This window comes from Terrabacter sp. P2_E3 (genome assembly GCF_056403915.1).
On sequence record NZ_JBFUEN010000003.1, the window covers coordinates 581099 to 606981 of the forward strand.

At 71.6% G+C, this 25883-nt stretch carries 25 protein-coding genes; 13 read left to right on the forward strand and 12 right to left on the reverse strand.

Translation table 11 applies throughout. The features are described 5' to 3' along the window. Positions 1-103: 103 nt before the first annotated feature. On the reverse strand, positions 104-874 hold the full coding sequence (locus AC1DW8_RS05995; RefSeq protein WP_478092559.1) for an alpha/beta hydrolase family protein: 771 nt from the start codon (positions 872-874) through the stop codon (positions 104-106). 73 nt (positions 875-947) lie between these two features. Here AC1DW8_RS05995 and AC1DW8_RS06000 point away from each other — a divergent pair, with 73 nt between their 5' ends. From AC1DW8_RS06000 to AC1DW8_RS06020, 5 genes are read left to right on the forward strand one after another with little or no spacing between them, the layout of a single operon-like run. Next, complete coding sequence (locus AC1DW8_RS06000; RefSeq protein ID WP_142179199.1) at positions 948-1103, forward strand: DUF4177 domain-containing protein; 156 nt, start codon at positions 948-950, stop codon at positions 1101-1103. 14 nt (positions 1104-1117) lie between these two features. After that, positions 1118-1582 carry a RidA family protein gene (locus AC1DW8_RS06005; RefSeq protein ID WP_020145788.1) on the forward strand — a complete coding sequence of 155 codons (465 nt, stop codon included), beginning with the start codon at positions 1118-1120 and terminating at the stop codon, positions 1580-1582. A gap of 17 nt (positions 1583-1599) precedes the next feature. Continuing rightward, positions 1600-2481 (forward strand): NUDIX hydrolase, encoded by an 882-nt coding sequence (locus AC1DW8_RS06010; RefSeq protein ID WP_478092560.1) that lies wholly within the window; start codon positions 1600-1602, stop codon positions 2479-2481. Between the two features lie 40 nt (positions 2482-2521). Further along, positions 2522-3319 (forward strand): MBL fold metallo-hydrolase, encoded by a 798-nt coding sequence (locus tag AC1DW8_RS06015; protein ID WP_056774037.1) that lies wholly within the window; start codon positions 2522-2524, stop codon positions 3317-3319. A 20-nt stretch (positions 3320-3339) separates the two neighbouring features. After that, positions 3340-3993, forward strand: coding sequence for a nucleoside/nucleotide kinase family protein (locus AC1DW8_RS06020; RefSeq protein WP_478092562.1), 654 nt, complete (start codon positions 3340-3342; stop codon positions 3991-3993). A 56-nt stretch (positions 3994-4049) separates the two neighbouring features. On the opposite strand, the gene AC1DW8_RS06025 is transcribed toward AC1DW8_RS06020, so the two are convergent. The 3 genes from AC1DW8_RS06025 to gntA form a co-directional block, all read right to left on the reverse strand. Further along, positions 4050-4727: a Crp/Fnr family transcriptional regulator gene (locus AC1DW8_RS06025; protein WP_020145792.1), complete on the reverse strand. Its 678-nt coding sequence runs from the start codon at positions 4725-4727 to the stop codon at positions 4050-4052. Positions 4728-4792: 65 nt separating this feature from the next. Beyond that, the gene (locus AC1DW8_RS06030; protein WP_478092565.1) at positions 4793-5476 is read right to left on the reverse strand and encodes a DUF1989 domain-containing protein; all 684 of its coding nucleotides are present in this window, start codon (positions 5474-5476) and stop codon (positions 4793-4795) included. A gap of 67 nt (positions 5477-5543) precedes the next feature. Next, positions 5544-6320 carry a guanitoxin biosynthesis heme-dependent pre-guanitoxin N-hydroxylase GntA gene (gntA, locus tag AC1DW8_RS06035; RefSeq protein ID WP_478092566.1) on the reverse strand — a complete coding sequence of 259 codons (777 nt, stop codon included), beginning with the start codon at positions 6318-6320 and terminating at the stop codon, positions 5544-5546. Positions 6321-6555: 235 nt separating this feature from the next. Between gntA and nth the strand changes: the two genes are divergently transcribed. The 4 genes from nth to AC1DW8_RS06055 all read left to right on the forward strand — a co-directional run bounded on the left by nth (position 6556) and on the right by AC1DW8_RS06055 (position 10006). Beyond that, positions 6556-7215: an endonuclease III gene (gene nth, locus AC1DW8_RS06040; RefSeq protein WP_235508717.1), complete on the forward strand. Its 660-nt coding sequence runs from the start codon at positions 6556-6558 to the stop codon at positions 7213-7215. Then, entirely contained in the window at positions 7212-7955 is a 744-nt protein-coding gene (locus tag AC1DW8_RS06045; protein ID WP_478092568.1) for an NUDIX hydrolase, read from the forward strand. Before nth ends, AC1DW8_RS06045 begins: the two co-directional genes overlap by 4 nt. Further along, positions 7952-9154, forward strand: a complete 1203-nt coding sequence (locus AC1DW8_RS06050; protein ID WP_478092570.1) for a MarP family serine protease — start codon at positions 7952-7954, stop codon at positions 9152-9154. The genes AC1DW8_RS06045 and AC1DW8_RS06050 overlap by 4 nt, the downstream gene beginning before the upstream one ends. A 72-nt stretch (positions 9155-9226) precedes the next feature. Then, positions 9227-10006, forward strand: a complete 780-nt coding sequence (locus AC1DW8_RS06055) for a GNAT family N-acetyltransferase (RefSeq protein ID WP_056774021.1) — start codon at positions 9227-9229, stop codon at positions 10004-10006. Between the two features lie 144 nt (positions 10007-10150). Here the strand turns inward: AC1DW8_RS06055 and AC1DW8_RS06060 are convergent, their stop codons facing one another. The 4 genes from AC1DW8_RS06060 to AC1DW8_RS06075 are packed head-to-tail and all read right to left on the reverse strand — an operon-like array spanning position 10151 to position 13708. Next, positions 10151-10543, reverse strand: a complete 393-nt coding sequence (locus tag AC1DW8_RS06060; protein WP_056774018.1) for a universal stress protein — start codon at positions 10541-10543, stop codon at positions 10151-10153. Continuing rightward, a complete protein-coding gene (locus AC1DW8_RS06065) occupies positions 10540-12093 on the reverse strand; it encodes a tripartite tricarboxylate transporter permease (protein WP_056826575.1) in 1554 nt (517 codons plus the stop codon). The genes AC1DW8_RS06060 and AC1DW8_RS06065 overlap by 4 nt, the downstream gene beginning before the upstream one ends. Next, positions 12093-12680 carry a tripartite tricarboxylate transporter TctB family protein gene (locus AC1DW8_RS06070; RefSeq protein ID WP_478092572.1) on the reverse strand — a complete coding sequence of 196 codons (588 nt, stop codon included), beginning with the start codon at positions 12678-12680 and terminating at the stop codon, positions 12093-12095. Before AC1DW8_RS06070 ends, AC1DW8_RS06065 begins: the two co-directional genes overlap by 1 nt. Before the next feature lie 2 nt (positions 12681-12682). Beyond that, on the reverse strand, positions 12683-13708 hold the full coding sequence (locus AC1DW8_RS06075; RefSeq protein WP_478092574.1) for a Bug family tripartite tricarboxylate transporter substrate binding protein: 1026 nt from the start codon (positions 13706-13708) through the stop codon (positions 12683-12685). A 102-nt stretch (positions 13709-13810) separates the two neighbouring features. On the opposite strand from AC1DW8_RS06075, the gene AC1DW8_RS06080 reads away from it, so the two are divergent. Next, positions 13811-15589 carry a sensor histidine kinase gene (locus AC1DW8_RS06080; protein WP_478092575.1) on the forward strand — a complete coding sequence of 593 codons (1779 nt, stop codon included), beginning with the start codon at positions 13811-13813 and terminating at the stop codon, positions 15587-15589. Then, entirely contained in the window at positions 15586-16257 is a 672-nt protein-coding gene (locus tag AC1DW8_RS06085) for a response regulator (protein WP_056774011.1), read from the forward strand. Before AC1DW8_RS06080 ends, AC1DW8_RS06085 begins: the two co-directional genes overlap by 4 nt. 169 nt (positions 16258-16426) lie before the next feature. On the opposite strand, the gene AC1DW8_RS06090 is transcribed toward AC1DW8_RS06085, so the two are convergent. The 3 genes from AC1DW8_RS06090 to AC1DW8_RS06100 form a co-directional block, all read right to left on the reverse strand. Further along, entirely contained in the window at positions 16427-20041 is a 3615-nt protein-coding gene (locus tag AC1DW8_RS06090; RefSeq protein ID WP_478092577.1) for a S8 family serine peptidase, read from the reverse strand. 270 nt (positions 20042-20311) lie between these two features. Continuing rightward, complete coding sequence (locus tag AC1DW8_RS06095; RefSeq protein ID WP_056826570.1) at positions 20312-20860, reverse strand: FMN-binding protein; 549 nt, start codon at positions 20858-20860, stop codon at positions 20312-20314. Beyond that, positions 20857-22317: a ferredoxin reductase family protein gene (locus AC1DW8_RS06100; protein ID WP_056774003.1), complete on the reverse strand. Its 1461-nt coding sequence runs from the start codon at positions 22315-22317 to the stop codon at positions 20857-20859. Before AC1DW8_RS06100 ends, AC1DW8_RS06095 begins: the two co-directional genes overlap by 4 nt. A gap of 61 nt (positions 22318-22378) precedes the next feature. Here AC1DW8_RS06100 and AC1DW8_RS06105 point away from each other — a divergent pair, with 61 nt between their 5' ends. Both AC1DW8_RS06105 and AC1DW8_RS06110 read left to right on the forward strand, forming a co-directional pair. Then, positions 22379-23050 (forward strand): response regulator transcription factor, encoded by a 672-nt coding sequence (locus AC1DW8_RS06105; RefSeq protein WP_056826568.1) that lies wholly within the window; start codon positions 22379-22381, stop codon positions 23048-23050. 62 nt (positions 23051-23112) lie between these two features. After that, positions 23113-24300: a sensor histidine kinase gene (locus tag AC1DW8_RS06110; RefSeq protein ID WP_478092580.1), complete on the forward strand. Its 1188-nt coding sequence runs from the start codon at positions 23113-23115 to the stop codon at positions 24298-24300. Between the two features lie 73 nt (positions 24301-24373). Here the strand turns inward: AC1DW8_RS06110 and AC1DW8_RS06115 are convergent. Continuing rightward, on the reverse strand, positions 24374-25883 hold a 1510-nt coding region (locus tag AC1DW8_RS06115), incomplete at its 5' end, for a PxKF domain-containing protein (protein ID WP_478092582.1).

Below are 25883 nucleotides of genomic sequence, written 5' to 3' on the forward strand. Positions count from 1 at the left end.
CGGTCGGCGAACCGGCCTGGGGACAACTCCGAGCCGGTGCGACCGGATGTGGACGACGCCGCGTTTGAGGTATCCACGCCGCGGAAACGGCGGCGGGTCTACCTCAACTGGGTGGGAGGAGGGCGGCTACTGCCGCCTGGACGGCCTTGAAGGCCGGCGTGGTCGGGTCGATGACGGCGAAGTGGTCGGCTCCGGGGACGACCTGCTCCGTCACGTCGCCGCCGGCGGCCTTCGCCTTCGCGACGTAGTCATCGGCCACGCCCAGCGGCACGGTGTCGTCGTCGGCGCCGTTGACGAGCCGCACCGGCACCTTCGGAGGCAGCGTCGACATCGGGTCGGCCGAGGTCCACGCCGCCGTGCCCGGTCCCGACCCGACGAAGTCACGCGTGGCGTCGGAACCGAGGTGCAGCCGATCCGCCGCGCCGAGGTCGACGACCCCGGCCAGCGAGACCACGCCGGCGATGCCGCGCTCCGACGCCCACGGCTGGCCCGCCGCCCACGCGACGAGGTGCCCGCCGGCGGAGTGGCCGACGAGGACGAGCGGCTTGGGCAGGTCCGGCTGCGACGCGACCGACGCGACGAGGTCGCGCACGTCGTCGAGGGTCCCGGGGACGCCGCCACCCGGCATACCGACTCGGCGGTACTCCGCCAGCACCACGTGGTTGCCCGCCGCCGCGAAGGCGCGGGCCTCGGGGAGCGCGTGCTCGCGGTCGTACTGCGCCCGCCAGAAGCCGCCGTGGACGACGACGACCGTGCCCCTTGCCGCAGGCGTGCCTGACGCCGGCGGGATGACGTCGTAGACCTGCGCGGGGTCGCTGCCGTAGGAGCGCGTCGAGGCGCTCGCGGGGGACGTCGTCGAGGGGCTGCTCGTCATGGGCGTCATGGTGCCACCCGCGCCACCGACGCACCCCGAGAGAGCCGTGGTGACACTGAGTAGGGTGATGGCCATGACCCAGTGGGAATACCTCACCGCACCGCTTCTGATCCACAACACCAAGCAGATCCTCGACAACTTCGGGGCGGACGGGTGGGAGCTCGTCCAGATCGTCAACGGTCCCGACGGCACGAGCCTCGTCGCCTACTTTAAGCGCCCGAAGTCCTGAGGAGTCACCGCACCATGTCTGCAGTCGAAGACCGCCTGTCCGAGCTCGGCCTCACCGTGCCCGAGGTCGTGCCGCCCGTCGCCGCCTACGTCCCCGTCGTCCGTGAGGGCGACCTCGTGTTCACGTCGGGTCAGCTGCCCATGGTCGACGGTTCCCTCGCCGCGACCGGCAAGGTCGGCGCCGAGGTCGACGCCGAGACCGCCAAGTCCCTCGCCGAGACGTGTGCCCTCAACGCGATCGCGGCCATCAAGTCCGAGATCGGCGACCTCGACACGGTGACCCGTGTCGTCAAGGTCGTCGGTTTCGTCGCCTCCGACCCGGGCTTCACCGGCCAGCCCGGGGTCATCAACGGCGCGAGCGAGCTGCTCGTCAAAGCGTTTGGTGACAAGGGAATCCATGCCCGTTCGGCCGTCGGTGTCGCTGCGCTCCCGTTGGACGCACCCGTCGAGGTCGAGGTCATCGTCTCCGTCGCCCGGTGAGTGCGGGTGACGTCACGATGACGGCAGCTGAGCGCCAGGTGACCGGCAGCGGGGGGCGCCAGTTCCCCCTGACCACGACGCCCGGCATCTCCGACACCGCCACCCGCTGGCTCGCGGGGGAGCGCTGGGACGAGGCCGAACCCCGCCGCGCCAGCACCGTGATGCTCGTGCGCGACGGCGTCGGCGGCGTCGGCGGCGTCGACGGACCCGAGGTCTTCATGCTGCGGCGCGTCTCCGAGATGGAGTTCGCGCCGAGCATGATGGTCTTCCCCGGCGGTTCCGTCGACGACCGCGACGGCGAGATCGGCCTGCCGTGGGCGGGTCCCTCTCCGTCCGAGTGGGCCGACCGGCTCGGCTGCTCGCCCTCGGAGGCCCAGATGTACGTCGCGGCCGCGATCCGCGAGGTCTTCGAGGAGTGCGGCGTGCTCCTCGCGAGCCCGTCGGCGAGCGGACCGCTGGCCATGGTCGACGGCCCCGACTGGCTCGACATCCGCCTCGCGCTCGTCGACCGCCGGCTCTCCTTGGCCGACGTCCTCCGCGACAAGGGCCTCGTCCTGCGCTCCGACCTCATCGTCGCCAAGGCGCACTGGCTGACCCCGGTCTTCGAGCCGCGCCGCTACGACACGTGGTTCTTCGCCGCTCTCATGCCGCCGCTCCAGGTGGCCGACGGCGAGACCACCGAGGCCGACCAGGCCACGTGGGTGGTGCCCTCCGAGCTGCTGAGGGCGTATGCCGCCGGGTCGGCTCTCATGCTGCCCCCGACGGTCGTGTGCGTGGAGGAGATCCGCGACGCGCCTTCTGCCGCAGACGTGGTCGTGCACAGTGAGCACCTTCCGCTCATCATGCCGGAGGTCGTCGACGGCCCCGGCGGACCGGCCATGGAGATCGTCGAACGATGAGCCGGGTGGCGTCGTCGGGCCGGCCCCGGGACGTGTCGCGGTGATCGGCACCGCGGCCGACCCCGGCTGGCACGGCGGCGTCACGAGCGAGCGCGCCGAGTGCGTGCTCTGCCCCAACCCGTCGCCGATGACCCTCGACGGCACGAACACGTGGTTGCTCGCCGAGCCGGGCTCTGACGAGGTCGTCGTCGTCGACCCGGGCCCGCTCGACGAGGGCCATCTCCAGCACGTGCTGACGCGGGTCGCCGAGACCGGGCGCCGGGTCGCGCTGACCCTCCTCACCCACGGGCACGACGACCACGCCGAGAGCGCCGACCGGTTCCACGAGCTGACCGGCGCCCCGGTGCGCGCGTTCGGGCGCGGGCACGACGACCTGTGGGCCGGCGAGACCATCACGGTCGGCGGGCTCGAGATCCTGGCCGTGGAGACGCCCGGACACACGAGCGACTCGTTCTCGTTCGTCCTCCCCGCTGACAACACCCTGCTCACCGGCGACACGATCCTCGGCCGCGGCACGACCGTCGTCGCCTGGCCCGACGGCAGCCTCGAGGCCTACCTCGCCTCGCTCGACCGCATCGAGGCACTGACCCGGGCCGGGGACGTCACGAGCCTGCTCCCCGGTCACGGGCCGTTCGTCACCGACGCGGCCGCCACCGTGACCTTCTACCTCAGGCACCGCGCCGAACGGCTGGGGCAGGTGCGCGACGCGGTCGCCCGAGGTGCGCACACGGCATACGCGGTCGTCGAGGAGGTCTACGCCGACGTGCCGCGAAGCGTCTGGCCGGCGGCCGAGCTGTCGGTGCAGGCGCAGCTGGAGTACCTCCGCACCCACCCGTGACGAGGTGGGAGACTCCGACCGTGCACGGCATCGAGGAGCTCGCGGCTGCCGCGGTGGCGCTCGTGGCCGACCGCCGCCGGGTCGTGCTCGGCATCGCCGGCGCGCCGGGGGCGGGCAAGTCGACCCTCGCGGAGGCGCTGCTCGAGACCGTCGCGGCTCGCAAGGGTGCGGACTGGGTCGCCCACGTGCCGATGGACGGCTTCCACCTCGCTGACGCCCAGCTCGACCGGCTCGGCTCGCGGTCGCGCAAGGGTGCGCCGGACACCTTCGACGCCGACGGGTATGCCGCCCTGTTGCGTCGTCTCGTCGAGCAGCCCGACTCGTGGGTCTACGCGCCCGGCTTCGAGCGGACGCTCGAGCAGCCGATCGCGGCGGCCATGGTCGTGCCCCCGGCCGCCCGTCTCGTCGTGACCGAGGGCAACTACCTGCTGCTCCCCGAGGAGCGGTGGGCGCGGGCCAGGGCCCAGCTCGCCGAGGTCTGGTTCGTGTCGGGGGACGACGGCCTGCGACGGTCGCGGCTCGTCGAGCGCCACGTCCGGTTCGGCAAGGTGCCGGCCGAGGCCGAGGCCTGGGTGGCACGCAACGACGACGTCAACGCGGCGCTCGTCCTGGCCACCGGCGAGGCCGACCGCGTCGTGCTCAACGGTCCGCACGGCTGGTCCCTCAGCGGTTGAGGTTTTCGGCGACGCGATCTGCCCGCGTGTCCACCTCAACCGGCGGGAGGCGCGAGTCAGCGAGCCCGGCGCTTGAGCCGCTCGACGTCCTGCAGGAGCACGGCGCGCGCCTCGAGTCGCAACCAGCCGCGCGTCGCGAAGTCCGCGAGCGCCTTGTTGACCGTCTCGCGGGAGGCGCCGACGAGCTGCGCGAGCTCCTCCTGGGTGAGGTCGTGGGAGACCATGATGCCGCCCTCGACGGGGCGGCCGAAGCGCTCGGACAGGTCGAGCAGCGCCTTGGCGACGCGACCGGGGACGTCGGTGAAGACGAGGTCGGCGAGGTGGGCATTGGTGCGGCGCAGGCGCTGCGCGAGCGCCGCGAGCAGGGCCTTGGAGACCTCGGGGCGGCCGGTGAGGATCGCCGTGAGGGAGTCGTTGCCGAGGCCGAGGAGCTGCGTCTCGGCGACGGCCGTGGCCGTCATGGTGCGCGGGCCCGGGTCGAAGAGGCTGAGCTCGCCGAACATCTCGCCGGGGCCGAGGATGGCGACGAGGTTCTCGCGTCCGTCGGGGCTCGTGCGGCCGAGCTTGATCTTGCCCTCGGCGATGACGTAGAGCGTGTCGCCCCGGTCTCCCTCGTGGAAGAGCACGTCGCCGCGCTCCATGTGCGACCGGCTCATCTCCGACTGCAGCGCGGAGGCCGCCTCGTCGTCCAGAGCCTTGAACAGGGGCGCACGCCTCACCACGTCGAGATCCACGGGGTCAGTGTGCCACGTCGCCGCCACCGTCGCCCTGCCACCACAGGGGTTTCGGGCCGCGCGTCTCAGTCGTCGATGCGGTAGTCGATCGGCTTGCAGACCCCGTTGTTGGACTTCTCGGCCGAGCAGGCGGTCAGGCCGACGACGAGGTCGGCCTCGGCCCGCAGGACGAAACGGTCACCGGCCGTGGAGGTCGGCGGGTCGATGTGCAGCTCGCCGTGGCGCTCGGTCCACACGTTCATGAAGATGTTGAGCGTGGTCGAGATGCGGTCGGGCTCGACGTCGAACTCCGCCATGGTCGTCGCGAGGTTCTCGAAGCAGCTCGGGTGGTAGGCGCCCTCGAACTCGGGGTAGAGCAGGTCGAAGGTCTGCTGGGAGCACGGGGTCAGCAGGATGTCGTGGTGACCGCACGTGTCCTCGACGACGGTCGCCATCGGCCGGCTCCGGTTGCTGTAGAGCACGCTGCCGGTCGTCACGGCGGTCGAGTTGGCGTAGTCGATCGTGCGGCCCGAGCTGAACCACTCGTCGCGGTCGTCGTCCATGACGGCGAAGAAGTCGCTGACCTGCTCGCCGGTCGGGTCGATGACGGTGAGTCGCTGCCCGGCCCTGAGGACGAAGGCGGCTCCGGTCTGGGGGGCGAGCCGGGTCAGGTCCATGCCGTCACGGTAGTCGCCGGCCGGTTGCAGCACTGGGCCGCCCGGGCCGAAGAGTCGGTCGGTCATGAGTCGGGCGTCCTGCGAGATCGTCATCCTTGCTCCCCTGTGGTCCTCGGTCGTGTGTCGGGTCGTCGGGTCGTGCGTGCGTGCGTGCGTGCGTCTAGTCGGCGTCGTGGACGTCGAGGGGCGGCTCCCAGCCGGCCTGGTGATGCCGCCCCGAGTACTGCATGGCCTCGCTGCTGTCGCCGTGGTCGGCGACCATCGGGTTGACGAAGCCCTGGAGGTCCTCGTCGCGCCGCCGGATCGTCGTGCGCATCCCGTCGAAGCGGCCCTCGGTGCGCAGCTCCTCGAACTGGGCGTGCGGGTTGAAGACGAGCGTGGGCAGCGGCGCGCGGCGGGCCACCCGGGAGGCGGCCGGGTGCAGCCCGACGATGAAGTACGCCGTGCCGCCGGCGGAGAAGGCGAAGTGCGGGTCGTTGGGGTCCGAGCCCACCCCGTCGGCCCAAGAACTGTCGTCGGCGTCGTGGAGCCGCTGGAGCAGCCCGAAGAGGGCCGACTCGAAGGCGGACTCGTCGCTCGGCAGTGGTCCACGGAAGGTCGCGATGAAGGAGTGGAAGCCACTCTCGCCCTCGATGGCCCGGGCGAACGTCTCGAGGCGCTCGAGCAGCTGGCCGGGGACGTCGGGATCGGTCATGTCGTCGAGGACGGCGTGCGCGACGCTGCCGCGGCGGAAGACGGACTTGGCCCCGAGGCAGGGGAACTCGGCATGGGTGACCATGAGCTCGAGGGCTCGGACGACGTCGGCGTCGGACGCGTGGGCGAGGTCCATCCCGGCCAGCAGGTCGAGGGTCGTCTCGAGCCCGTGGTGCTCCCCGGGGACCTCCATCGCGGAGGCTCCGGTCGGGGTCGGTGCTGCGGTGCGCGTATCCGTTGACATGTCGGACTCCTCCCGTGCACGCAGGACGTACCCACCTCGGGTTCGCTTCTTGCGCAACCTTGGACGCGCCCGGGACGTAACCGCACCAAACCCTGGACGAACGCGACCCGAGCGACCGCCCCACGGAGGCGGACAGCGGGTGACAGCGCGGCGGCATACAGTGTCGTCCGTGTCCCCCCGAGCCCTCGTGATCGACGACGAGACCCCTGTGGCGCGGACCCGGCGCGCCCGGAAGATGTACCGCTCCCTCCATGAGCGCTACCCGTATGCCCACTGCGAGCTCGACTTCAGCACGCCCCTCGAGCTGCTCGTCGCGACGATCCTGTCGGCGCAGACCACCGACGTCGGGGTCAACAAGGTGACGCCGATCGTCTTCGCGAAGTACCCGACGGCCGCTGACTACGCGAACGCCGACCGCACCGAGCTCGAGACGATCATCCAGCCGACCGGCTTCTACCGCGCCAAGACCGACTCGCTCATCAAGCTCGGGATCGCCCTCGTCGAGCGTTTCGACGGCGAGGTGCCGCCGCGCCTCAAGGACCTCGTGACGCTCCCGGGTGTGGGCCGCAAGACGGCCAACGTCGTGCTCGGCAACGCCTTCGGCGTCCCCGGCATCACCGTCGACACCCACTTCGGCCGCCTCGCACGCCGCTTCGGCTGGACCGAGGAGGAGGATCCGGTCAAGGTCGAGCACGAGGTCGGCGCGCTCTTCATGCGCAAGGACTGGACGATGCTCAGCCACGTCGTCATCTTCCACGGCCGCCGCACGTGCCACGCGAAGAAGCCGGCCTGCGGGGCGTGCCCGGTCGCGCGCTGGTGCCCCAGCTACGGCGCCGGCGAGACCGACCCCGACAAGGCGGCGAAGCTCCTGAAGTACGAGCTGGCGCCGAAGTGACCCACACGCTCAGCCGGATCGCGTATGCCGGCAGGTCGGGTTCCATCGAGCCCTCCCCGACGCCCGGGGCGGGGACCGTGCCGCGTCCGGCGTGGATGGACGAGCTCGCGGTGCGCCTCGAGGAGGTCGCTCCCGAGTGGTTCTCCCGCTTCCTGCCGCCGGAGGAGGGCGGCCGCGAGTCGGCGGTCCTCATCCTCTTCGGCCCCCCACCCGCCGGCGCCGACGACGACGGCGAGCACGTCGTGCTCATCGAGCGCTCGCACACGATGCGCACCCAGCCGGCCCAGATCGCCTTCCCGGGCGGCTCCCGCGACCCCGAGGACGACGACCTCGTCGCCACCGCGCTGCGCGAGGCCGAGGAGGAGACGGGCATCGACCCGTCGGGGGTCGACGTCGTCGCCCAGCTGCCCTCGCTCTTCCTCGCGCCGGCCCAGTTCGTCGTCGCGCCGGTGCTCGGCTGGTGGGCGCAGCCCTCGCCGATCGGGGTCCGCGACCCGGCCGAGGTGCACGACGTGCTCTCGGTGCCCGTCTCGCACCTCGTCGACCCGGCCACCCGCTTCTCGGTGACGCATCCCTCGGGCTACGTCGGACCGGGCTTCGACCTCGACCACCTGCTCCTGTGGGGCTTCACCGCCGGGCTCGTCAGCAGCGTCCTCGAGCTCGGCGGACTCTCCCGGCCGTGGGATCCTGAGATCCGGCGCGAGCTCCCCGAGCGCTACCTCGGAGGGAGGCGGTCATGACCGGCAGTGTCGTGCTCGACATCGCCCTGGTCCTGCTCCTGCTGGCGTACGGCTACTCCGGCTACCGGCAGGGGCTGATCCAGAGCGTCTTCTCGCTCGTCGGCTTCTTCGCCTTCGCGATGTTCGCGGTGTGGCAGCTGCCCGAGATGCTGGCACGGTGGCAGTCGGTTGCCGACAACGACCGAACCCGGGTGCTCGTGCTCATCCTCGGTGTCGTCGCGTTCGGGTGGCTCGGCCAGTACCTCGGCAGCCTCCTCGGGGCGCGGATCCGGCGCCGCGTCGGCCAGACCTCGCTGCGTCAGGTCGACTCGGTCCTCGGTGGCATCGTCGTCATGCTCGCCGCGAGCCTCATCATCTGGTTCATCGGCGGTGCGCTGCGCACGGCCGGCAACCCGGCGCTGTCCAAGGCGATGGCCGACTCGAAGGTGCTGCAGGTCGTCAACTCCGTCGTCCCCGAGCAGACCGGCCAGGTGTTCGCGAGCTTCCGCGGCTTCCTGTCGAGCCAGGGCTTCCCGCAGGTGTTCGGCGATCTCGCACCCGAGCCGATCACGCCGGTGCAGGACCCCGACCCCGCTGTCGCGCAGTCGGCGGCGATCCGCGCGGCCGGCCGGTCCGTCGTCAAGGTGACGACCCAGTCCCAGTCGTGCCAGCGCGGCCAGGAGGGCACCGGCTGGGTGCTCTCCCCGGGCCGCATCGTCACCAACGCCCACGTCGTCGCCGGCGCCGACGAGGTGCGGGTCGAGGGCGGCGACCAGACGCTCCGGGCGCGTGTCATCGTCTTCGACTCCCGTCGCGACCTCGCCGTGCTCAGCGTGCCGGGCCTGGCGCTGCCGGCGCTCCCGCTCGGCGGCGAGCTGAAGCGCGGCGAGTCGGCCGCGGTCCCGGGCTTTCCGCTCGACGGCCCCTACCGGGTCGTGTCCGCCCGCGTCCGGGCCCAGCTCGAGGCCCGCGGGCTCGACATCTACGGCAGCGAGCGCGTCATCCGCGAGATCTACTCGCTCGCCTCGACCGTGCAGCCGGGCAACTCCGGCGGGCCTCTGCTCGACACCGATGGCCGGGTCGTCGGTGTCATCTTCGCCAAGTCGCTCGAGGACGACGCGACCGGCTACGCGCTGACGCTCGCCGAGGCCAAACCGGTGCTCGACGAGGCCATGTCGGCGGGAGCCCAGGTCGACACCGGCGCCTGCGTCGCCGGCTGACCCGCCTGCCCCTTCACCGTCGAAGGGCCGAAGTTCGTCGGCGTGGCATGTCGACGGTGGAAGGATCGGGGGGTGCGCATCGACAGTCCCGGGCTGACCACCGACCTCGACCTGCTGCGGCTGCAGGGCTCCACCGTGACCGAACACGGCGACCACCTCGTCGTGCGCACCGAGGCAAACCCGACCTTCTGGTGGGGCAACTTCCTGCTCGTGCCCTCCGCGGCCCGTTCGGACGAGGTCCAGCGCTGGACCGCACGTTTCGAGGAGGAGCTCCCGGATGCCGACCACCGAGCGATCGCCTTCACGCACGACGGCGGCGACACCGCGGCCTGGGCCGCCCAGGGCTGGGACGTCGAGGTCGACGTCGACCTCGCCACGACGTCGGTGCCGGTGGCAGCGGAGGTGCCGGACGGCATACGGATCCGGGCGCTCGAGTCCGACGACGACTGGGAGCAGTCGGCCCACGTCGGCGGGAGCGACACCCCCGAGGACCGGCGCGACCGGCGTCTCGTCTTCGAGCGGCGGCGGGCGGCGGCGCAGCGCGGGCTCGTCGAGTCGGGGCGGGCGGGTTGGTTCGGGGCCTTCGACGGCGACCGGCTCGTGGCGAACCTCGGCATCGTGCGGCTCGGCGACCTCGCCCGCTACCAGGACGTCGTCACCCTCGAGAGCCACCGGCGGCGCGGCATCGCCGGGGCGCTCGTGCGTGCCGCGGGGGAGTGGGCGCTCGAGGACCCGGCCGTCGGGCGGCTCGTCATCGTCGCCGAGGACGGCGGGCCCGCGATCGGGCTCTACCAGCGCGCCGGCTTCGCCGAGGTCGCCCGCCACGTCGGCGTCTCCCGAGCCCCCGCCTGACCTGTCCCCGGTTCGAGGTGATGACGGCACCGAGGGGGCGCCCGCCATCATCTCGAACCGTCAGGGGCCGGGCGCGCGTCGAGGTGATACCGGCAGCACCGTGGCCTCCGGTATCACCTCGAACGGGGGCGTATGCCGGCTCGCTCAGTTCGCCTTGACGGCGAGGACCGGGCAGGTGGCGTCGAGCAGCAGGCGCTGCGCGGTCGAGCCGAGCAGCAGCTTGCCGACGGCGCTGCGGTGCCGGATGCCGATGACGAGCATCCGGGGCTGCTCCCGGTCGACGAGCTCGAGGAGCTGGTCGGCCGGGTCGGTGCCGTGCTCGATGCGACGCACCTCGTGCGTGACCCCGGACTCGGCGAGGTCGGCGTCGAGCCGGTCGAGGTCCGAGCCCTCGGCGCGGTGAGCGTCGACGAGCTTGTCGTCGCGGGACATGTTGATGACGAGCACCGACTCGTCGTGCGCCTTCGCCTCGGCGATCGCGGCCGCGAGGGCCGCCTCGCCCTGCGACGTCGGGATGTAGCCGACGAGGATCGTCATGCCATGACCTCCGTCGTCTCCGGAGCGCTCGGGCCGACGCCCGTGCCGGGACCGTCGCCGCCGCGTCCGCGACCGCGGCCGATCAGCCTGCCGACGAGCGGCCACAGCAGGACGAGCGCGATGATCGCGTAGCAGACCCAGGCGACGGGGCCGCCGACGAGACCGCTGAGGTCGCCGCCCGAGAGCTGGAGCGAGCGACGCCCCTGCAGCTCGGCGAGCGGGCCGAGGATGACGCCGATGATGAGCGGCAGCACCGGCAGCCCGAAGCGGCGCAGCGCGAAGCCGACCATGCCGAGCGCGAGCAGCAGGAGCAGGTCGAACGGCTGGGCGTTGACGGCATACGCCCCCATGGAGGCGAAGAAGAGGATGCCGGCGTAGAGGTAGGGACGCGGGATCTGGAGCAGCTTGGCCCAGGCAGGGGCGAGCGGCAGGTTGAGCAGCAGCAGCATCGTGTTGCCGACGAAGAGGCTCGCGATGAGCGTCCAGACGAGCACCGGCTGCTTCTCCATGAGCAGCGGCCCCGGCTCGAGGCCCCAGCCCTGCAGCGCGGCGAGCATGATCGCGGCCGTCGCGTTGGTCGGCAGCCCGAGCGCGAGCATCGGGACCAGGGTGCCGGCGGCCGAGGCGTTGTTGGCGGCCTCGGGTCCGGCGACGCCCTCGATGGCGCCCTTGCCGAACTCCTCCGGTCGCTTCGAGAGCTTGCGCTCGGTCATGTAGGACAGGAAGGTCGGGATCTCGGCGCCACCCGCGGGGAGGGCGCCGAACGGAAAGCCGAAGGCGGTGCCGCGCAGCCACGGCTTCCACGAGCGGCCCCAGTCGTCCCGCCCCATCCACGGGCGGCCGACCGGGATGACGCCGGCGGCCTTGCGCCGCAGGTGGGCCGCGACCCAGAGCGCCTCGCCGACGGCGAAGATGCCGACCGCGACGACGACGACGTCGATGCCGTCGGCGAGCTGCGCGGTCCCGAAGGTCATGCGCTGCTGGCCGGTCACCTTGTCGATGCCGATGAGCCCGATGGCGAGGCCGATGAGCAGGGCCGCGAAGCCGCGGATGCGTGAGCTGCCGAGCACCGCGCTCGCACCGGCGAAGGCCAGCAGCATGATCGCGAAGTACTCAGGGGCGCCGAGGCTGACCGCGAACTTCACGACCTGCGGCATGACGAGCGCGAGCAGCAGGGTGCCGATCGTGCCGGCGACGAAGGAGCCGATGGCCGCGGTCGCGAGCGCCTGCGCGGCCCGGCCGGCCTTGGCCATCTTGTTGCCCTCGATGGCCGTGACGACCGACGAGGACTCACCGGGCGTGTTGAGCAGGATCGAGGTCGTCGAGCCGCCGTACATGCCGCCGTAGAAGATGCCGGCGAACATGATGAGGGCCTGGGTCGGCTCGAGGCCGTACGTGACGGGCAGGAGCAGCGCGACGGTCATGGCCGGGCCGATGCCGGGGAGGACGCCGACGGCGGTGCCGATGGTGACGCCGATGAGGGCGAAGAGCAGGTTCATCGGGGTCAGGACGTGCCCGAACCCGTCGATGAGGTTGGCGAAGTTGTCCATCAGAGGATTCCTTGCAGCACGCCGGCGGGCAGGTTGACGTCGAGCCCGATGGCGAAGGCGTAGAAGGTGGCGAGCGCGAGGCCCAGGCCGAAGAGCAGACCGCGCACGTGGTGACGGTTGCCGAGGGCGAAGGCTGAGCCGGCGAAGAGGATGGTGCCGCTGATGACCCAGCCGAGCGGCTCGATGAGCACGGCGTTGAGGACGAAGAAGCCGGCGAGCAGGCCGAGGGTCTTCCAGTCCGAGCCGGTCGAGAGGTCGACGTCCTCGCCCTCCTCGGCGCTGCCGACGCCGCCGCGGTAGACGTCGACGGCATACAGGACGGCGGTCACGAGCAACAGGATGCCGAGGATGATCGGCACGGGACGGGGACCCACGGGGTCGTTGCTGCTCGTCGCGTGGCCGATGCGGGCCGCATCGAAGAGCAGCAGCCCGCCGAGGACCGCGAGGAACGCGCACATGCCGTACTGCGCGCGATCCCCGCGGCCCTGCGTGGCCACCCCGTCGGACATGACGGCGGACGTGCCGCCGGTGCTGGTCACAGCACCGGCGGGCGCGTCGCGCGTGGGGTCGGGGGTGTGGTCCGACATGGTCAGTTGGCCAGTCCGAGGGTGGTGAGGATCTCGGCGACCGAGGCGTCCTGCTCCTTGAGGAAGGTGCCGAACGCGTCACCGGTGACGAAGGCGTCGGTCCAGCCGCGCTTCTCCATCTCGTCCTTCCATCCCTGCGAGGCGTGCATCTTCGTCAGCGCGTCGATCCACGTGGCCTTGTCGGCGTCGGAGATGCCGGGAGGGGCCACGATGCCGCGCCAGTTGGTGAAGACGAGGTCGATGCCGGACTCCTTGAGGGTCGGCACGTCGGGCAGGGCGTCGATGCGCTTCTCGCTCGTGACCGCGAGGACCTTGACCTGGCCGGCCTTGACCTGGTCGAGGAACTCGCCGAAGCCGCTGGCACCGAAGGAGATCTTGTTGCCGATGAGGGCCGGGAGCAGCTCGCCGCCGCCGTCGAAGCCGATGTAGCTGACGGTCTTGGGGTCGATGCCGACCGCCTTGGCCAGCTGCATCGGGAGCAGGTGGTCGGGTCCGCCCGGGGACGAGCCGCCGCCGACGTTGACCTTCTTCGGGTCGGCCTTCCACGCCGCGACGAGCGCGTTGACGTCCTGGTAGGGCGAGTCCTTCGGCACGACGATCGCGCCGGCCTCCTCGATCAGCTTGGCGATCGGGGTGGTGTCGTTGAGCGTGGCCTGGCTCTTCTGCGTGTAGGCCGCGCCGACGACGCCGAGCCCCATCTGCATGGCGAGCTTGCCGTTGCCCTTCTCGTTGACCGTGCGCTGCAGGCCCACGGTGCCGCCGGCGCCCGGGAGGTTGAAGACCTGGATCGCGCTGGTGATCTTGGCGGCCTCCATGACCTTCGCCGCGGTGCGGGCGGTCGTGTCGTAGCCGCCGCCGGGGGCGTTGGGGACCATGATCTGGAGGTTGCTGGCGGGGGAGCCACCGGCCGCGCCGGTGGCGGCGTCGTCCTTCTTGGCGGTGGCGCCGCAGGCCGAGAGGGCCAGGGCGGTGACGCCGACGGTGACGCCGAGCAGGACGGACCTGCGGGCGGGAGTGCGAGTGCTCATCGTTGAGGTCTACTTTCGCGTTCTGTGGCTGGAACGGCATGATCGTGGCCTGCGTCACGACGCCGTGTCGCCCTTGTGTCAGCAATGAAGGTTGAGTTCGTTTTGGTCACGCAGAGACCGGGCCGCTTCGGTCGCCTCTCCCTCGCCGGGCAGCTGCTCGTCGTGCAGATGGTCATCCTGCTCGGTGTGCTCGTCACCGTCGCACTGGTGTCCCTCGCGCAGTCGGAGTCGACGTTCACCCGGACCGAGGGCCGGCGCATCGCGGCTATCGCCGAGCAGGTCGCCAGCACCCCGATCGTGCGCGCGGAGATGAGCCCAGGCGGCGTCGTCAACGTCCTGCCCACCATCACCCAGTCCGTCGTGACCCAGTACGACGTCACATCGGTGACGTTGGCCGACGCCGACGAGGTCGCCCGGGTGTCGTCGGACCCGACGATCGACAAGACCCGCATCCCGCTCGGCGCGCCGGCCGTCGGTGAGGGGGCGAGCTGGACGGGCGTCATGGACGTCCAGGGCGAGCGGATGCTCGTCGCGCAGAGCCCACTTCTCTACGACCCGCCTGCGACTGGACCCGCCGTGCTGCCGGTGGGGGCACAGCTCGGCACCGTCATGGTCGCCGTGCGTATGCCGTCCGCCCTCGACCGCCTCCAAGGGGCCTCGTCGTACCTTCCGACCTACCTGGGCATCGCCCTCGTGCTCGGAGGCGTGGGCTCGTGGCTGCTCGCCCGGCGCATCAAGCGGCAGACGCTCGGGCTCGAGCCGGCCGAGATCACGGGCCTCGCCGAGAGTCGGGAGGCGATGCTCTTCGGACTCGCCGAGGGTGTCGTGGCGCTCGACACGAACGAGCGGATCACCTTGGTCAACAACGTCGCCCAGCGTCTGCTCGACCTGCCGGAGCACGCCGTGGGGATGCGTCTCGACGACCTCCCGATCGGTCCACGGCTGCGTGACGTGCTCCGGGGGGTGACGGACGAGAGCGAGTCCTCGGATGCCGTGGTCGGGGCCGACGACGGTGGCGAGGCGGATGACGCCACGGGCGACTTTGCGGATGACGCCACGGGCGACGGTGCGGGCGACAGGGCCCGGACGAGGCCTCGCGACCAGGTCGTCCTGCGCCGCGGCCGGGTCCTCGTCATGAACCGCATGGAGGTCAGCAAGGACGGCCGGCCGCTGGGCTCGGTGACGACCCTGCGCGACCGCACCGAGCTCGCCGACCTCGAGCGCGAGATCGGCTCGTTCCGCAGCACGACCGAGCTGCTCCGGGCCCAGGCGCACGAGTTCGCCAACCAGCTGCACACGATCTCGGGGCTCATCCAGCTCGGCGAGTACGACGAGGTCGTCGGCTACGTCGACGCCGTGAGCGAGCACCGTGCCCAGCTCGACCTCACGGTCTCGCGGCGCATCCGCGACACCGCCGTCACGGCGCTCGTCATGGCCAAGGCCGCGCAGGCGACCGAGCGGCGCGTCGAGCTGCGGGTCTCCGACGACACGTCGCTCGGTCGCGTCGGCCCGCGCGACTCGGCCGACGTCGCGGCCGTGGTCGGCAACCTCGTCGACAACGCCATCGACGCTGCGGCGTCGTCCGACGGCCCGGACAAGTGGGTCGAGCTGACGATCCGCCAGGACGCGAGCTCGCTCGAGGTCAGCGTCGTCGACTCGGGGCCCGGCATTGCGCCCGAGGTCGTGACGGAGGTCTTCACCCACGGCTACACGACGAAGGCGGCCCGGGCGGGCGAGCGTGGCATCGGGCTGGCGCTGACGCGCCTGATCTGCCAACGTCGGGGCGGCGAGGTCGAGGTGGAGAACACCCCGACGGGCGCGAAGTTCGTCGCCCGCCTCACCGTCGAGGCCGCCATCGGGCACGCGGAGGAGAAGCGATGACCACGGTGCTCGTCGTCGACGACGACTTCATGGTGGCTCGCATCCACCGTGGCTTCGTCGAGCGGATCGACGGCTTCGAGGTCGTCGGCACGGCTCAGACGGGCGACGAGGCCGTGGCCCTCGTCGAGTCGCTCCGGCCCGATCTCGTGCTCCTCGACCTCTACCTCCCCGACGCGTTCGGGCTCGACGTCGTCACCCGCCTGCGCGCGGCCGGGCACACCTGCGACGTGCTCGTCATCACCGCGGCCAAGGAGGCCGACGCGGTGCGGGGCGCGGTGCGGCAGGGCGTCGTCGGCTACCTGCTCAAGCCCTTCGCCTTCGCCGACCTCGAGCAACGGCTGCGGACGTATGCCGCCGAGCGGGCCCGCGGCCTGAGCGACGACCTGACGCAGGAGGAGATCGACGCGGCGTTCACCTCGCAGCCGGTCGGCCGCGGTCCGGTGGCCGTGCTGCCGAAGGGCCTCAGCGCCGAGACGGCGGAGGCTGTCGAGAAGGCGCTCCGCGAGTCGCGCGAGACGCTGTCCGCGACGGAATGTGCTGAGGCCGTGGGCATCTCGCGGGTCAGTGCCCGTCGCTATCTCGAGCACTTCGTGTCGTTCGGCCAGGCCGAGGTGACCCTTCGCTACGGCACGACCGGTCGCCCGGAGCGCCGCTACCGCTGGCTCTGACCGCGCCGGCCGACCACGAGCCGCCAGGCCGATCGTGCACTGACCCCACCGTCGAGAGGCCCCGCTCTCACGCAGCTGCAGTGAGAACGGGGCCACTCGACTGGGACGGGGCGCTCACTCGAGTGGGGCTGGGCGCTCACTCGAGTGGAGGGGGGCGGACGCCCGCGCGTCAGCGGACGGTGACCCGGCGCAGTGCGCTGCTCGAGCCGACGTAGGCGCTCGACCCGCGGTAGACCCACATGTAGTCGACCGACGCGCTGGGGGCGTGGGCGTAGGAGACCGTGCCCACGGAGCTCGACGTGCGCGTGGCCGTGAGGTTCCACGTCGTCGAGCCGACCTTGCGCCAGTAGAGCTGGACCGGGACGCCGGAGATCGGACCACTGGTGTCGCGGCGGGTCAGCTTGCTGCTCACCGTGACGAAGCGGCCCTTGGTCAGCGACGTCGTGCTGGAGCCGATGGTCTCCGCGGTGCCGACGAGCTTGACCGACGATGCCGGGCTGTACCTGCCCGAGCGGTCCTTGGCCCAGATGCGGAAGCTGTACGTCGTCCCCTGGGCGAGGTTGACCTTCGCGCTCAGCGCCGTGCCCGAGTAGACGCCGGTGCCGGCCGTGACGTTCGCCGGCGGGGTGGATCCCGTGGCCATCCGGACGATGTAGCGGTCGAGGTCGTTGACCGCCGGCGCCGTCCAGGTCAGCGTCGCCGCGCGCAGCGCGCCTGTCGCCCTGAACGCCCCGACGCCCTTCGGTGCCACGTCGACCGTGCGGAACGTCGAGGAGTATGCCGTCGTCATCGTCGTTGCCGACGTGTCCTTCACGCCGGAGACCGTGAGCCGGTAGGGGGCGTCGTCGTAGAGCGGCGACGTCGGCCTGACCGTTGCGGTGCGCTTCACGGCGTCGTAGCTGACCGTGGTGGGGACTGCGGATCCGTTGCGGCCGTTGAGGATCCGCACCGTCGACGTCGTGACGCTCGAGGGCACGACGTCGCGGGCGAACGTCACGGTGGGCGTGTAGGTCTGCGTCGTCCCCGACCCGAAGTCGTTGGGCGACGTGCTCCTCACCCACAGCTGAGTCGTCCCCGGCGTGGAGGCGCCGCCGTTGCGGACGAGGCGGAGGCCGCTGTCGGTCGCGACGACCGCATCGGGGCTGCCATCGCCGGTGACGTCGCCGACGGCCAGCGCCCCGGGACCGAAGTCCTGGACCGTGTCGGTCTGCCCGTAGCCCGTGGCGCCGAGAGTGCCGTCCTGCCCTTGGAACTCGACCGTGACGTGGCCCCACTTCTCGTGGAGGGCGATGACGTCAGGTCGCCCGTTGCCGTCGACGTCTCCGGACTCGACCGAAGTCGGCCAGTCGGTGGTGCTGCGTACGACGGGGTCGGCCAGCTGACCCGTGCTCGTCTGCGTCAGCACGACGATCTGCGACGAGGGTGCGACCTCGCCGGTGCTGACCACGAGGTCCGCACGCGAGTCGCCGTTGACGTCGGCCACCTCGATGCCGCGGTGGACGGCGCCGGCGACGGCGACGGGAGTGGTGCTCGTCCACCCGGTGGTCGTGTTGTGCAGCACGCGGACGCCGTCGGCCGCGACGGCCGCCACGTCGGGGCGTGCGTCGCCGTCGAGGTCACCGGTCTCCAGCTCCGTGGCGTGAGTGTCGGAGACGACCGTGGCGGCCCACGACCCGTCGACCTGCTGCACCAGCGCTGTGACGCCCGCAGGAGAGGAGGTGACGAGGTCGGTGCGACCGTCGCCGTCGAGGTCGGCGGTCTCGACGAAGGTCACGCCGGATGTACCAGGCACGAGGGTGGCGGGTGCGAGGTCGCCGGCTGCCGTCTGCAGGAGAACCTGCACGCCGAGATCCGTCGCGACGACGACGTCCCGGCGTCCGTCACGGTCGACGTCGGCGACGACCACGTTGTGGGCGAGCGAGGAGTCCACGGTCCCGTACGGCCGAGCGGCCCCGAACGTCCCCGAGCTGGTCTGGGCGAAGACGTAGAGCTGCGCCCCGGTGCCGGGCGCGGCCGCGGTGGCCACGGCGTCGACCCTGCCGTCACCCGTGAGGTCGCCGACCGCGGTGGCGCCCAGTGCCGCGTTGCCGCCGGCCACGGACGCGACCGGGAAGAGGACGGACGGGTCGAACTCACCGATGGGGGCGGAGTCGACGCCGACGACGTAGGACGCGTCGGTGCGGTTGCCGTTGAAGTTGCGCACCGTGAAGAAGTACTCGTCGCCTGATGGTCGGAACGTCAGCGTCTCGCTCTCGCCGGGTCCCTTGGCGTCGACCTGCCCGACGAGCCGGAGGTTCTTGTCGTAGACGGCGAGCACGGGGTCGAGGTTCTGGGCGTCGTCGGCGTTGTTGTACGAGGGGCCTACCGTGACGCTCGCCGCCCGCAGGGCCGTCGGCGTGAAGCGGTACCAGTCGACGTCGCCCTCGACGTCGATGAGACCGTAGTTGGCCTGGTCCAGCGTCTTGGCGCGCACGGGCACATCGTTGGGCTCACCGATCCACGGGGCGGGCTGGGCGAAGTCGGCGGCCCAGCCGCCGCCGAGCGCGTTCGTCGCGTCGACGACGCCGGCACCGTAGTAGGGGTCGATGCCGCGGGGCCCGGCGTCACGCGCTGTGGACCTGAGCCGCGAGAGCACCTGCGCCGGCGTCAGGGCCGGCGACTGGGTGCGGATCAGGGTGGCGACGCCGGCCACGATCGGCGCGGAGAACGACGTGCCGTCTCCGAAGTAGTACGTGTCGGCCAGGCGCGTCGACAGGATGCCCCATCCGGGGGCGGCAACGTCGATCCACGGGCCGTAGCTGCTGAAGTCCGTCAGGGCGCCGGTCGAGTCGGTGGCGCCGACGGCGATCGCCTCGGGATAGGCCGCGGGGTACTGCGGCACGTCGTCACCCCAGTTGCCTGCGGCGACGATGACGACGGCACCCTTGGCGACGGCATTCTTCACGGCGTCGTGCAGTGCCGGGTTGTCGCCGTCTCCGCCGAGCGAGAGGTTGAGGATCTTCGCGCCGTGGGAGACGGCCCAGTTGACGCCCTCGGCCACGTCCGAGTCGGTGCCGTTGCCGGTGCCGTCAAGGACCTTGACCGGCATGATCTTGGCGTTCCAGGCCACGCCCGAGATGCCCACACCGTTGTTCGTCGCGGCGGCGATGATGCCCGAGACCATCGAGCCGTGGCCGTTGTCGTCGCTCGCGGCACCGGCGGCGATGCCGACGTTCCTGATGGCGTTGTAGCCGGCAACGGTGCGGCCGACGAGGTCGGGGTGCTTGCCGTTGACGCCGGTGTCGATGACGGCGACGACCTGGGTGAGCGAGCCCTTCGAGCGATCCCAGGCGGTCGGCACGCGGACGGTCTTGAGGTAGTCCTGGTCGTAGCCGAAGGCCGGGTCGTTCGGCGTGGCCGCGGCGGAGCGCACGTAGTCGAGCGTGACCTCGGCGACCGACGGGTCGGCGCCGAGCCTGCTCGCGAGCTCCTCGGCGCGACCGTTCGTCGTGACCTTGACGAAGCTCGTGCCCCCGACCTGCGCGCCGGCATGTCCTCCTCGACGCGTGAGCGCCAGGTCCCGGCTGGCCTTGGACGCCGTCGTCTTGAACTTGACGAGGACCGTGTGCGGGTCGTGGGCGCGGGTGTGGCCGCCGGTGCGGGAGAGCCGCGGCAGGTGCTTGGCCACGACCTTCTTCGCCGTCGGGGTCGGAGCCGCGGACGCGACGGGGGAGGTGGCGAAGGCCGTGACGGGCGCGACGAGCGCAAGCGTCAGGGCAGCGGCGAACGGCCGGCGTCTGAACATGGAGGAGCCCCTGTGAGAAGTGGTGGTGCGAGCGCATCATGACAGAGCACGAGGTCCCGGATGCCTCGAATGCACCGACATCTGCACGCACCCGCAGCGGCTCGCGAACCCCGCGTCGCACGCGGACCGCGGCACCCGGCATACGCCATCGGTCGGGAGTGTGTGCCGGGTGCTGTCCGACGCGGGGAAAGGTGCGGCCCGCCGACCACAGGGGAAGATCGGCGGGCCGCGTCGCGGGCACCCTCTCGGGGTGCGGATCGTGGGGGCTCGTCAGCCCAGGTGGGCGGCGTCGATCGCCGACTGGAGGCTCTGCTGGTAGGCCTCGCTCGTGTAGGTGGCGCCGCTCACGACGTCGATCTGCGCCGACTGCGCCGCCAGCGCCTCGCGCCTCAGGGTCGGCGCGGCGCCGGCGCTGATGGACACCGACGTGCGCGAGCTGTCGGTCAGCTGGAGGGCGTGGACGTTGGTGATCTTCTTGCCCGTGAAGCTGACCCGCACCTGCACGGAGCCGTACTGCGTCCCGACGACGGCGCCGTCGACGGTGCCGGACGCTGGTGCCGCAGTGGTGGCCTTGGGCGCGGCGCCCGACGTCTTCGATCCGCTGGACGTCTTCGAGCCGCCCGTCGGCTTGGAGCCGGAGGCCTTCGAGCTGCCGGACGGCTTCGGCGGCGCAGCGGCGACGGGCGTGCCGGCCTTGGCCGACGACAGGATGTGGACGCCCGTGACGGCGGCGTGCTTCGGTGCGAGCCCGGTCGCCCAGGACGCACTCAGCGTGACGATGCCGGCCAAGCCGACGAGGGCAGACGTTGCCTTCCTCACCAGGAGAACCTTTCGTCGTGGATGTGGGCCTTGGGGATGCCGCCCTCGAGGAGGCTGCGGTGGACGAGGTTCATCCAGCCGCCGGGGCCGCAGAGGTAGGCCTCGTGCCGGCGCAGGTCGGGGACGAGCTCGGCGAGGCGCTCGGCATCGGGGACCGGCCGGCCACCGGAGTGGTCGGGCGGCAGCCACGAGCCGCCGACGGGCGGGCCGACGAGCAGGAGCAGCTGGTGGCCGCCGACCGCAGTCAGGTGCTCGAGCTCGTCGCGCAGCGCGAGCTGCGACTCGTCGTTGGCGCGGTAGACGACCGTGACGTCGCCGGGGCCGGCGTGGCCGTGGCGCACGAGCTCCTCGAGGATCGAGCGGACCGGCGTGACGCCGATGCCGGCGGCGAGGAGCAGGACGCGACGGCGGACGCGCTGGCGGGAGGTGAAGGCGCCGTAGGGGCCCTCGAAGAGGACGCGCGTGCCGGGTCGCAGGTGGGCCAGGCGGCTCGAGTGGTCGCCGAGCTCGCGCACCGTGATGCGCAGGCGGCGGCCGTCGGGGGCGCTCGAGATCGACCACGGGTGGGCGGTCGCGAGCAGCCGCGGGCTGACGAAGCGCCAGTTGAGGTACTGCCCCGCGCGGACCGGGAGCCGGTCGAGGTGACGGCCCTTCATCCACACGGACCAGACGCCGGGGGCCTCCTCGACGACGTCGGTGACGCGCAGGTCGTGGCGCAGGCTGCGGGCGACGGGGACGAGCACGCGCCACCAGAGGACGCTGGCCGCGACGATCACGAAGAGGGTCCACCAGTAGGTGCGCACCCACTGCGAGGCGGTGAAGTCCGAGCCGATCGACAGCTCGTGCGGCACCGCGAGGACGACGGCGGCATACGCCGTCAGGTGCACGAGGTGCCACCACTCGTAGGACAGGCGCCGGCGGGCGATGCTGACCGACGTCACCGCGATGACGACGAGCAGGGCGGTGGCGATGAAGGCGAAGAGGAGGTCGCTGCCGCCGGTGAGGAGCCGGAACGACTCGACGACCGGAGCGAACGGGCCGTGCAGGTCGTCGCGCGCCGCGTAGCCGATGACGATGGCGCCGACGTGGACGAGCACGAGCGGCACCGTGACGCGGCCGAGGATGCGGTGCGCCTTGAGCGCCCGGTCCATCCCGTAGACGCGGTCGATCCACGGCACGCGGGCGGCGAGGAGCAGCTGGATGAGCAGCAGGTCCATCGCGACGAGGCCGGTGAGGCGCCCGACGGCGATGAGGGTGGTGCTGCTCGTGCCCGCGACGAGGTCGTGGCTGCCTCCGCCGAGGAGGAACTGCGCCACGACGGCGAGCAGGCTCGCGATGGCCAGGGTCTCGAGGAGGTCGCCGGTGCGGGCCTGCCAGCGGCGGAAGTCCGCGCCGGCACGCAGGGCTCGACGGACCCGGCTCGGGGTCCCACGGTGTGGTGCGATGGTGGTGCTCACACAGTCGATGGTGGGCAGCCGATCTCAGAAAGTTATGAGACACGAAAGGGAGGCTCGGGCCATGACCGCGTCGCCGATCCGCCCACGGCTGCTCCTCGTCGAGGACGACCCCGACCTCTCGCAGATGCTCACCGAGCTGCTCGGCGAGGAGGGGTATGCCGTCACGGCCGTCCGCGACGGACAGGCGGGCCTGCACCGTGGCCTCGTCGACGACTGGGACGTGCTCGTCGTCGACCGCGGGCTGCCGGGCATCGAGGGGGTCGACCTCGTGACGCGCCTGCGCTCGCGGGGTCTGACGGCGCCGGTGCTCTTCCTCACGGCGCGTGGGACCGTGGCCGACCGCGTCGAGGGTCTCGACGCGGGGGCGCAGGACTACGTCGTCAAGCCCTTCGACGTCGACGAGGTGCTCGCGCGGCTGCGGGCCCTGCTGCGCCCGATGGGTGGTGCGGCCGGGGAGCTGGCCGTCGGTGAGCGACGGCTCGTCGTCGCCGAGCAGCGGCTCGTCGGCGGTGACGGCGAGGTCATGCTGTCGGGCCGCGAGGCCCGCCTGCTCGAGACGCTGGCGCGCCGGCCCACGCGGGTCTTCACCCGGGACGAGCTGCTCGTCGCGGCCTTCGACAACGCCGACACGCTTGGCGCCGTCGACACGTACGTCTACTACCTGCGCCGCAAGCTCGGGAAGTCCGTCATCGAGACCGTGCACGGGGTCGGCTACCGGCTCGGGGCCTCCTGATGGGGAGGCGCTCACGGGCGGCCGTGGGGGAGCGCGACCCGTTGCGACGGGCATCGCGGTCGGTGGCTCTGCGCGTCGGTGCGACCACGGCCCTCGTCGTGCTGCTCGCCATCATCGGCACGGCCGTGCTCTTCGACCGGCAGCAGCTCGCCGAGATCCGCGGGGGCACCGAGACGACGGCCCGGACGGCGGACGACGTCGTGGACGCGCCGCCCGGCACGTGGCTCGTCAAACTGACCGACTCCGGTCACGAGGCGACCCGGTCGATGCCTCCCGAGCTGGCCGCCGCGGCCTCTGCCGTGGGGCCGGACGTGTCGGGTGCGACGAGCCTCGCCGCCGAAGGTCGCTCGTGGCCGGCGTGGGTCGACCAGCGCGAGGGCGTGCGCTACGTCGCTGTCTACGACATCCGCCTGCACACCGGGGAGGAGCAGCGGTTGCTCGTGTCGACCGCGGCGGCCGGAGTGGTGGGGGTGCTCCTGGCTGCGCTGACCGGGCTGTTGGCGGGGCGGCGCGCGGTCCGCCCGCTCGGCGAGGCGATGGAGCTGCAGCGCCAGTTCGTCGCCGACGCCTCGCACGAGCTGCGCACTCCTCTGGCCGTCATCAGCACCCGGGCGCAGATGCTGCGTCGACATGTCGCCGCGGACGCTGCGGTCGCTGGCGGCGGGGACTCGGCGGCGGCGCGGCGGCTCGCCGAGGTCGACCAGCTCGTCCACGACACGCAGGCCATGGCCGACGTCGTCTCCGACCTGCTGCTCTCGGCGCAGCTCGAGCACGTCGACGAGGTGGCCGAGCGGGTCGACCTGGGTGCCCTCGCCTCGGAGGTCGTCACGTCGCTCATGCCGTATGCCGCGGACCACGGGGTGACGCTCGTCGACGAGGTGGCCGGGGCTGGAGGGGTCGCAGTGCTGGGAGTGAGGCCGAGCCTCCGTCGCTCGGTGCTGGCGCTCGTCGACAACGCGATCGCCCACTCCGAGAAGGGGACCCAGGTCGAGGTGCGCTCGGGCGTCGAGGACGGTCAGGTCCGCGTCGACGTCGTCGACCACGGTCACGGGGTCGATGCCGCTGATGTCGAGAACCTGTCGCGCCGCTTCTCCCGCGGTGACGGCGGCTCTGGAGGGCGGCGCGTCGGGCTCGGTCTCGCGCTCGTGACGCAGATCGTCCGGTCACACGGTGGCCGGCTCGATGTGACGGAGACACCTGGCGGGGGAGCGACCTTCTCGCTGCTGATCCCAGCGGCCGCACCCGACTGAGGGGCATCCCGCGCAGACGCAGAACGGGCGCACCACGTCGTCGTGGTGCGCCCGTCCTCCCCTGCTGCGCCGGCTACTTCAGCTTGAAGTATGCCGTGATGGTGCTCTCGTCCTGGGCCCTCATGGTGACCTGGTAGCACGTGCCTGCGGATGCCTTCGGCGTCTGCCAGTTCTGGATGAACTGGCCACCGGTGCTGTCGTAGCGAAGGCTGGTGCCGCCGGTCGTGGTCAGTTCGATCGCGTCCTCAGCCGGTGTCGTACCGCAGATGATCTGCTTCGCACCGAACGACTTCACGGCCGACACGCTCGTCAGCTCGGTGGATCCGCTGAAAAGTTCGAACTTGAGCGGCACGGTCGAGCCGGCCTTGACCGTGTTCAGAACGGTGGAGCCCATGTCAACAGGCTGGTAGAAGCCCTGGGTCCTCCAAGCGGCGATCGTGAACGTGCCGGTCTCGCTGGCGGGAGTGTAGTTCGCGCCCCCGGCGTAGGACGCCACCACGGCGACCGTGCCGACGCTTGTCACGTCCGTCGTGACGGTCCCGCCACGGGAGTACGTCATTGTGACCGGGGCTCCGGCGAGCTCGGTGCCGATGCCCTGCACGGCGGCGGTGCACGGGTGTGCTGCTCCGTCGTAGAGGACACCAGTGGGGCAGCCCACGTTCACGACGGGCGTGGCTTTGCCGATGACGAGCATTCCAGCCTGGTTCGCCGCAGCGTAGTTGTCGCCACCCGCGTAGGACGCGTTGACATCGAGCGTCCCAGAGTTGGTGACGTCGCTCGTGCTGGATGCGCCGCGCTTGTACGCGACCGTGACCGATGCGCTGGCGAGTTCGGTTCCGACGCCTTGGACCGCCGCGGTGCACGGGTGTGCTGCTCCGTCGTAGATGACGTCCATTGGGCAGCTCAGGCTCACGACGGGCGTGGCCTTGCCGATCTCGAAGGACTTGTCGTCCGTGTCGCCCGTGTGGTTTGCGTCGCCCTCGTACTCAGCGTAGGCACGGGCTGTGCCGGCGTTGAGGTTCGTGTCGGCATAGTCGACGTCGAGGTCCTGGGACAGGCCGCCCGCACCGGTGACGGTCGCGGTGCAGGGTGTCTGCGCGGTCCCGGTGTAGGTGTACGGACCTGCTGCGCACGTCACTGTCACCAAGGATTCAGCCTTGTCGATGGTGAAGGACGCGGTCTTGGAGCTGTCGTAGTGGTTGGCGTCGCCGGCGTAGCTTGCCCGGACGCTGCCGGTCCCGGCGTTGGTGTTGTCGGTGTACTGCGCGGTGGCTGTGCCGGTGACGACGCCGGCGCCGTGAACGGTCGCCGTGCACGGCTGCAGTGCAGCGCCGTTGTACGTGGCAGGGTCGCACATGATCGTCACCGAGGAGTCAGCCTTGTCGATGGTGAAGGACGCGGTCTTGGAGCTGTCGTAGTGGTTGGCGTCGCCGGCGTAGCTTGCCCGGACGCTGCCGGTCCCGGCGTTGGTGTTGTCGGTGTACTGCGCGGTGGCTGTGCCGGTGACGACGCCGGCGCCGTGAACGGTCGCCGTGCACGGCTGCAGTGCAGCGCCGTTGTACGTGGCAGGGTCGCACGTGATC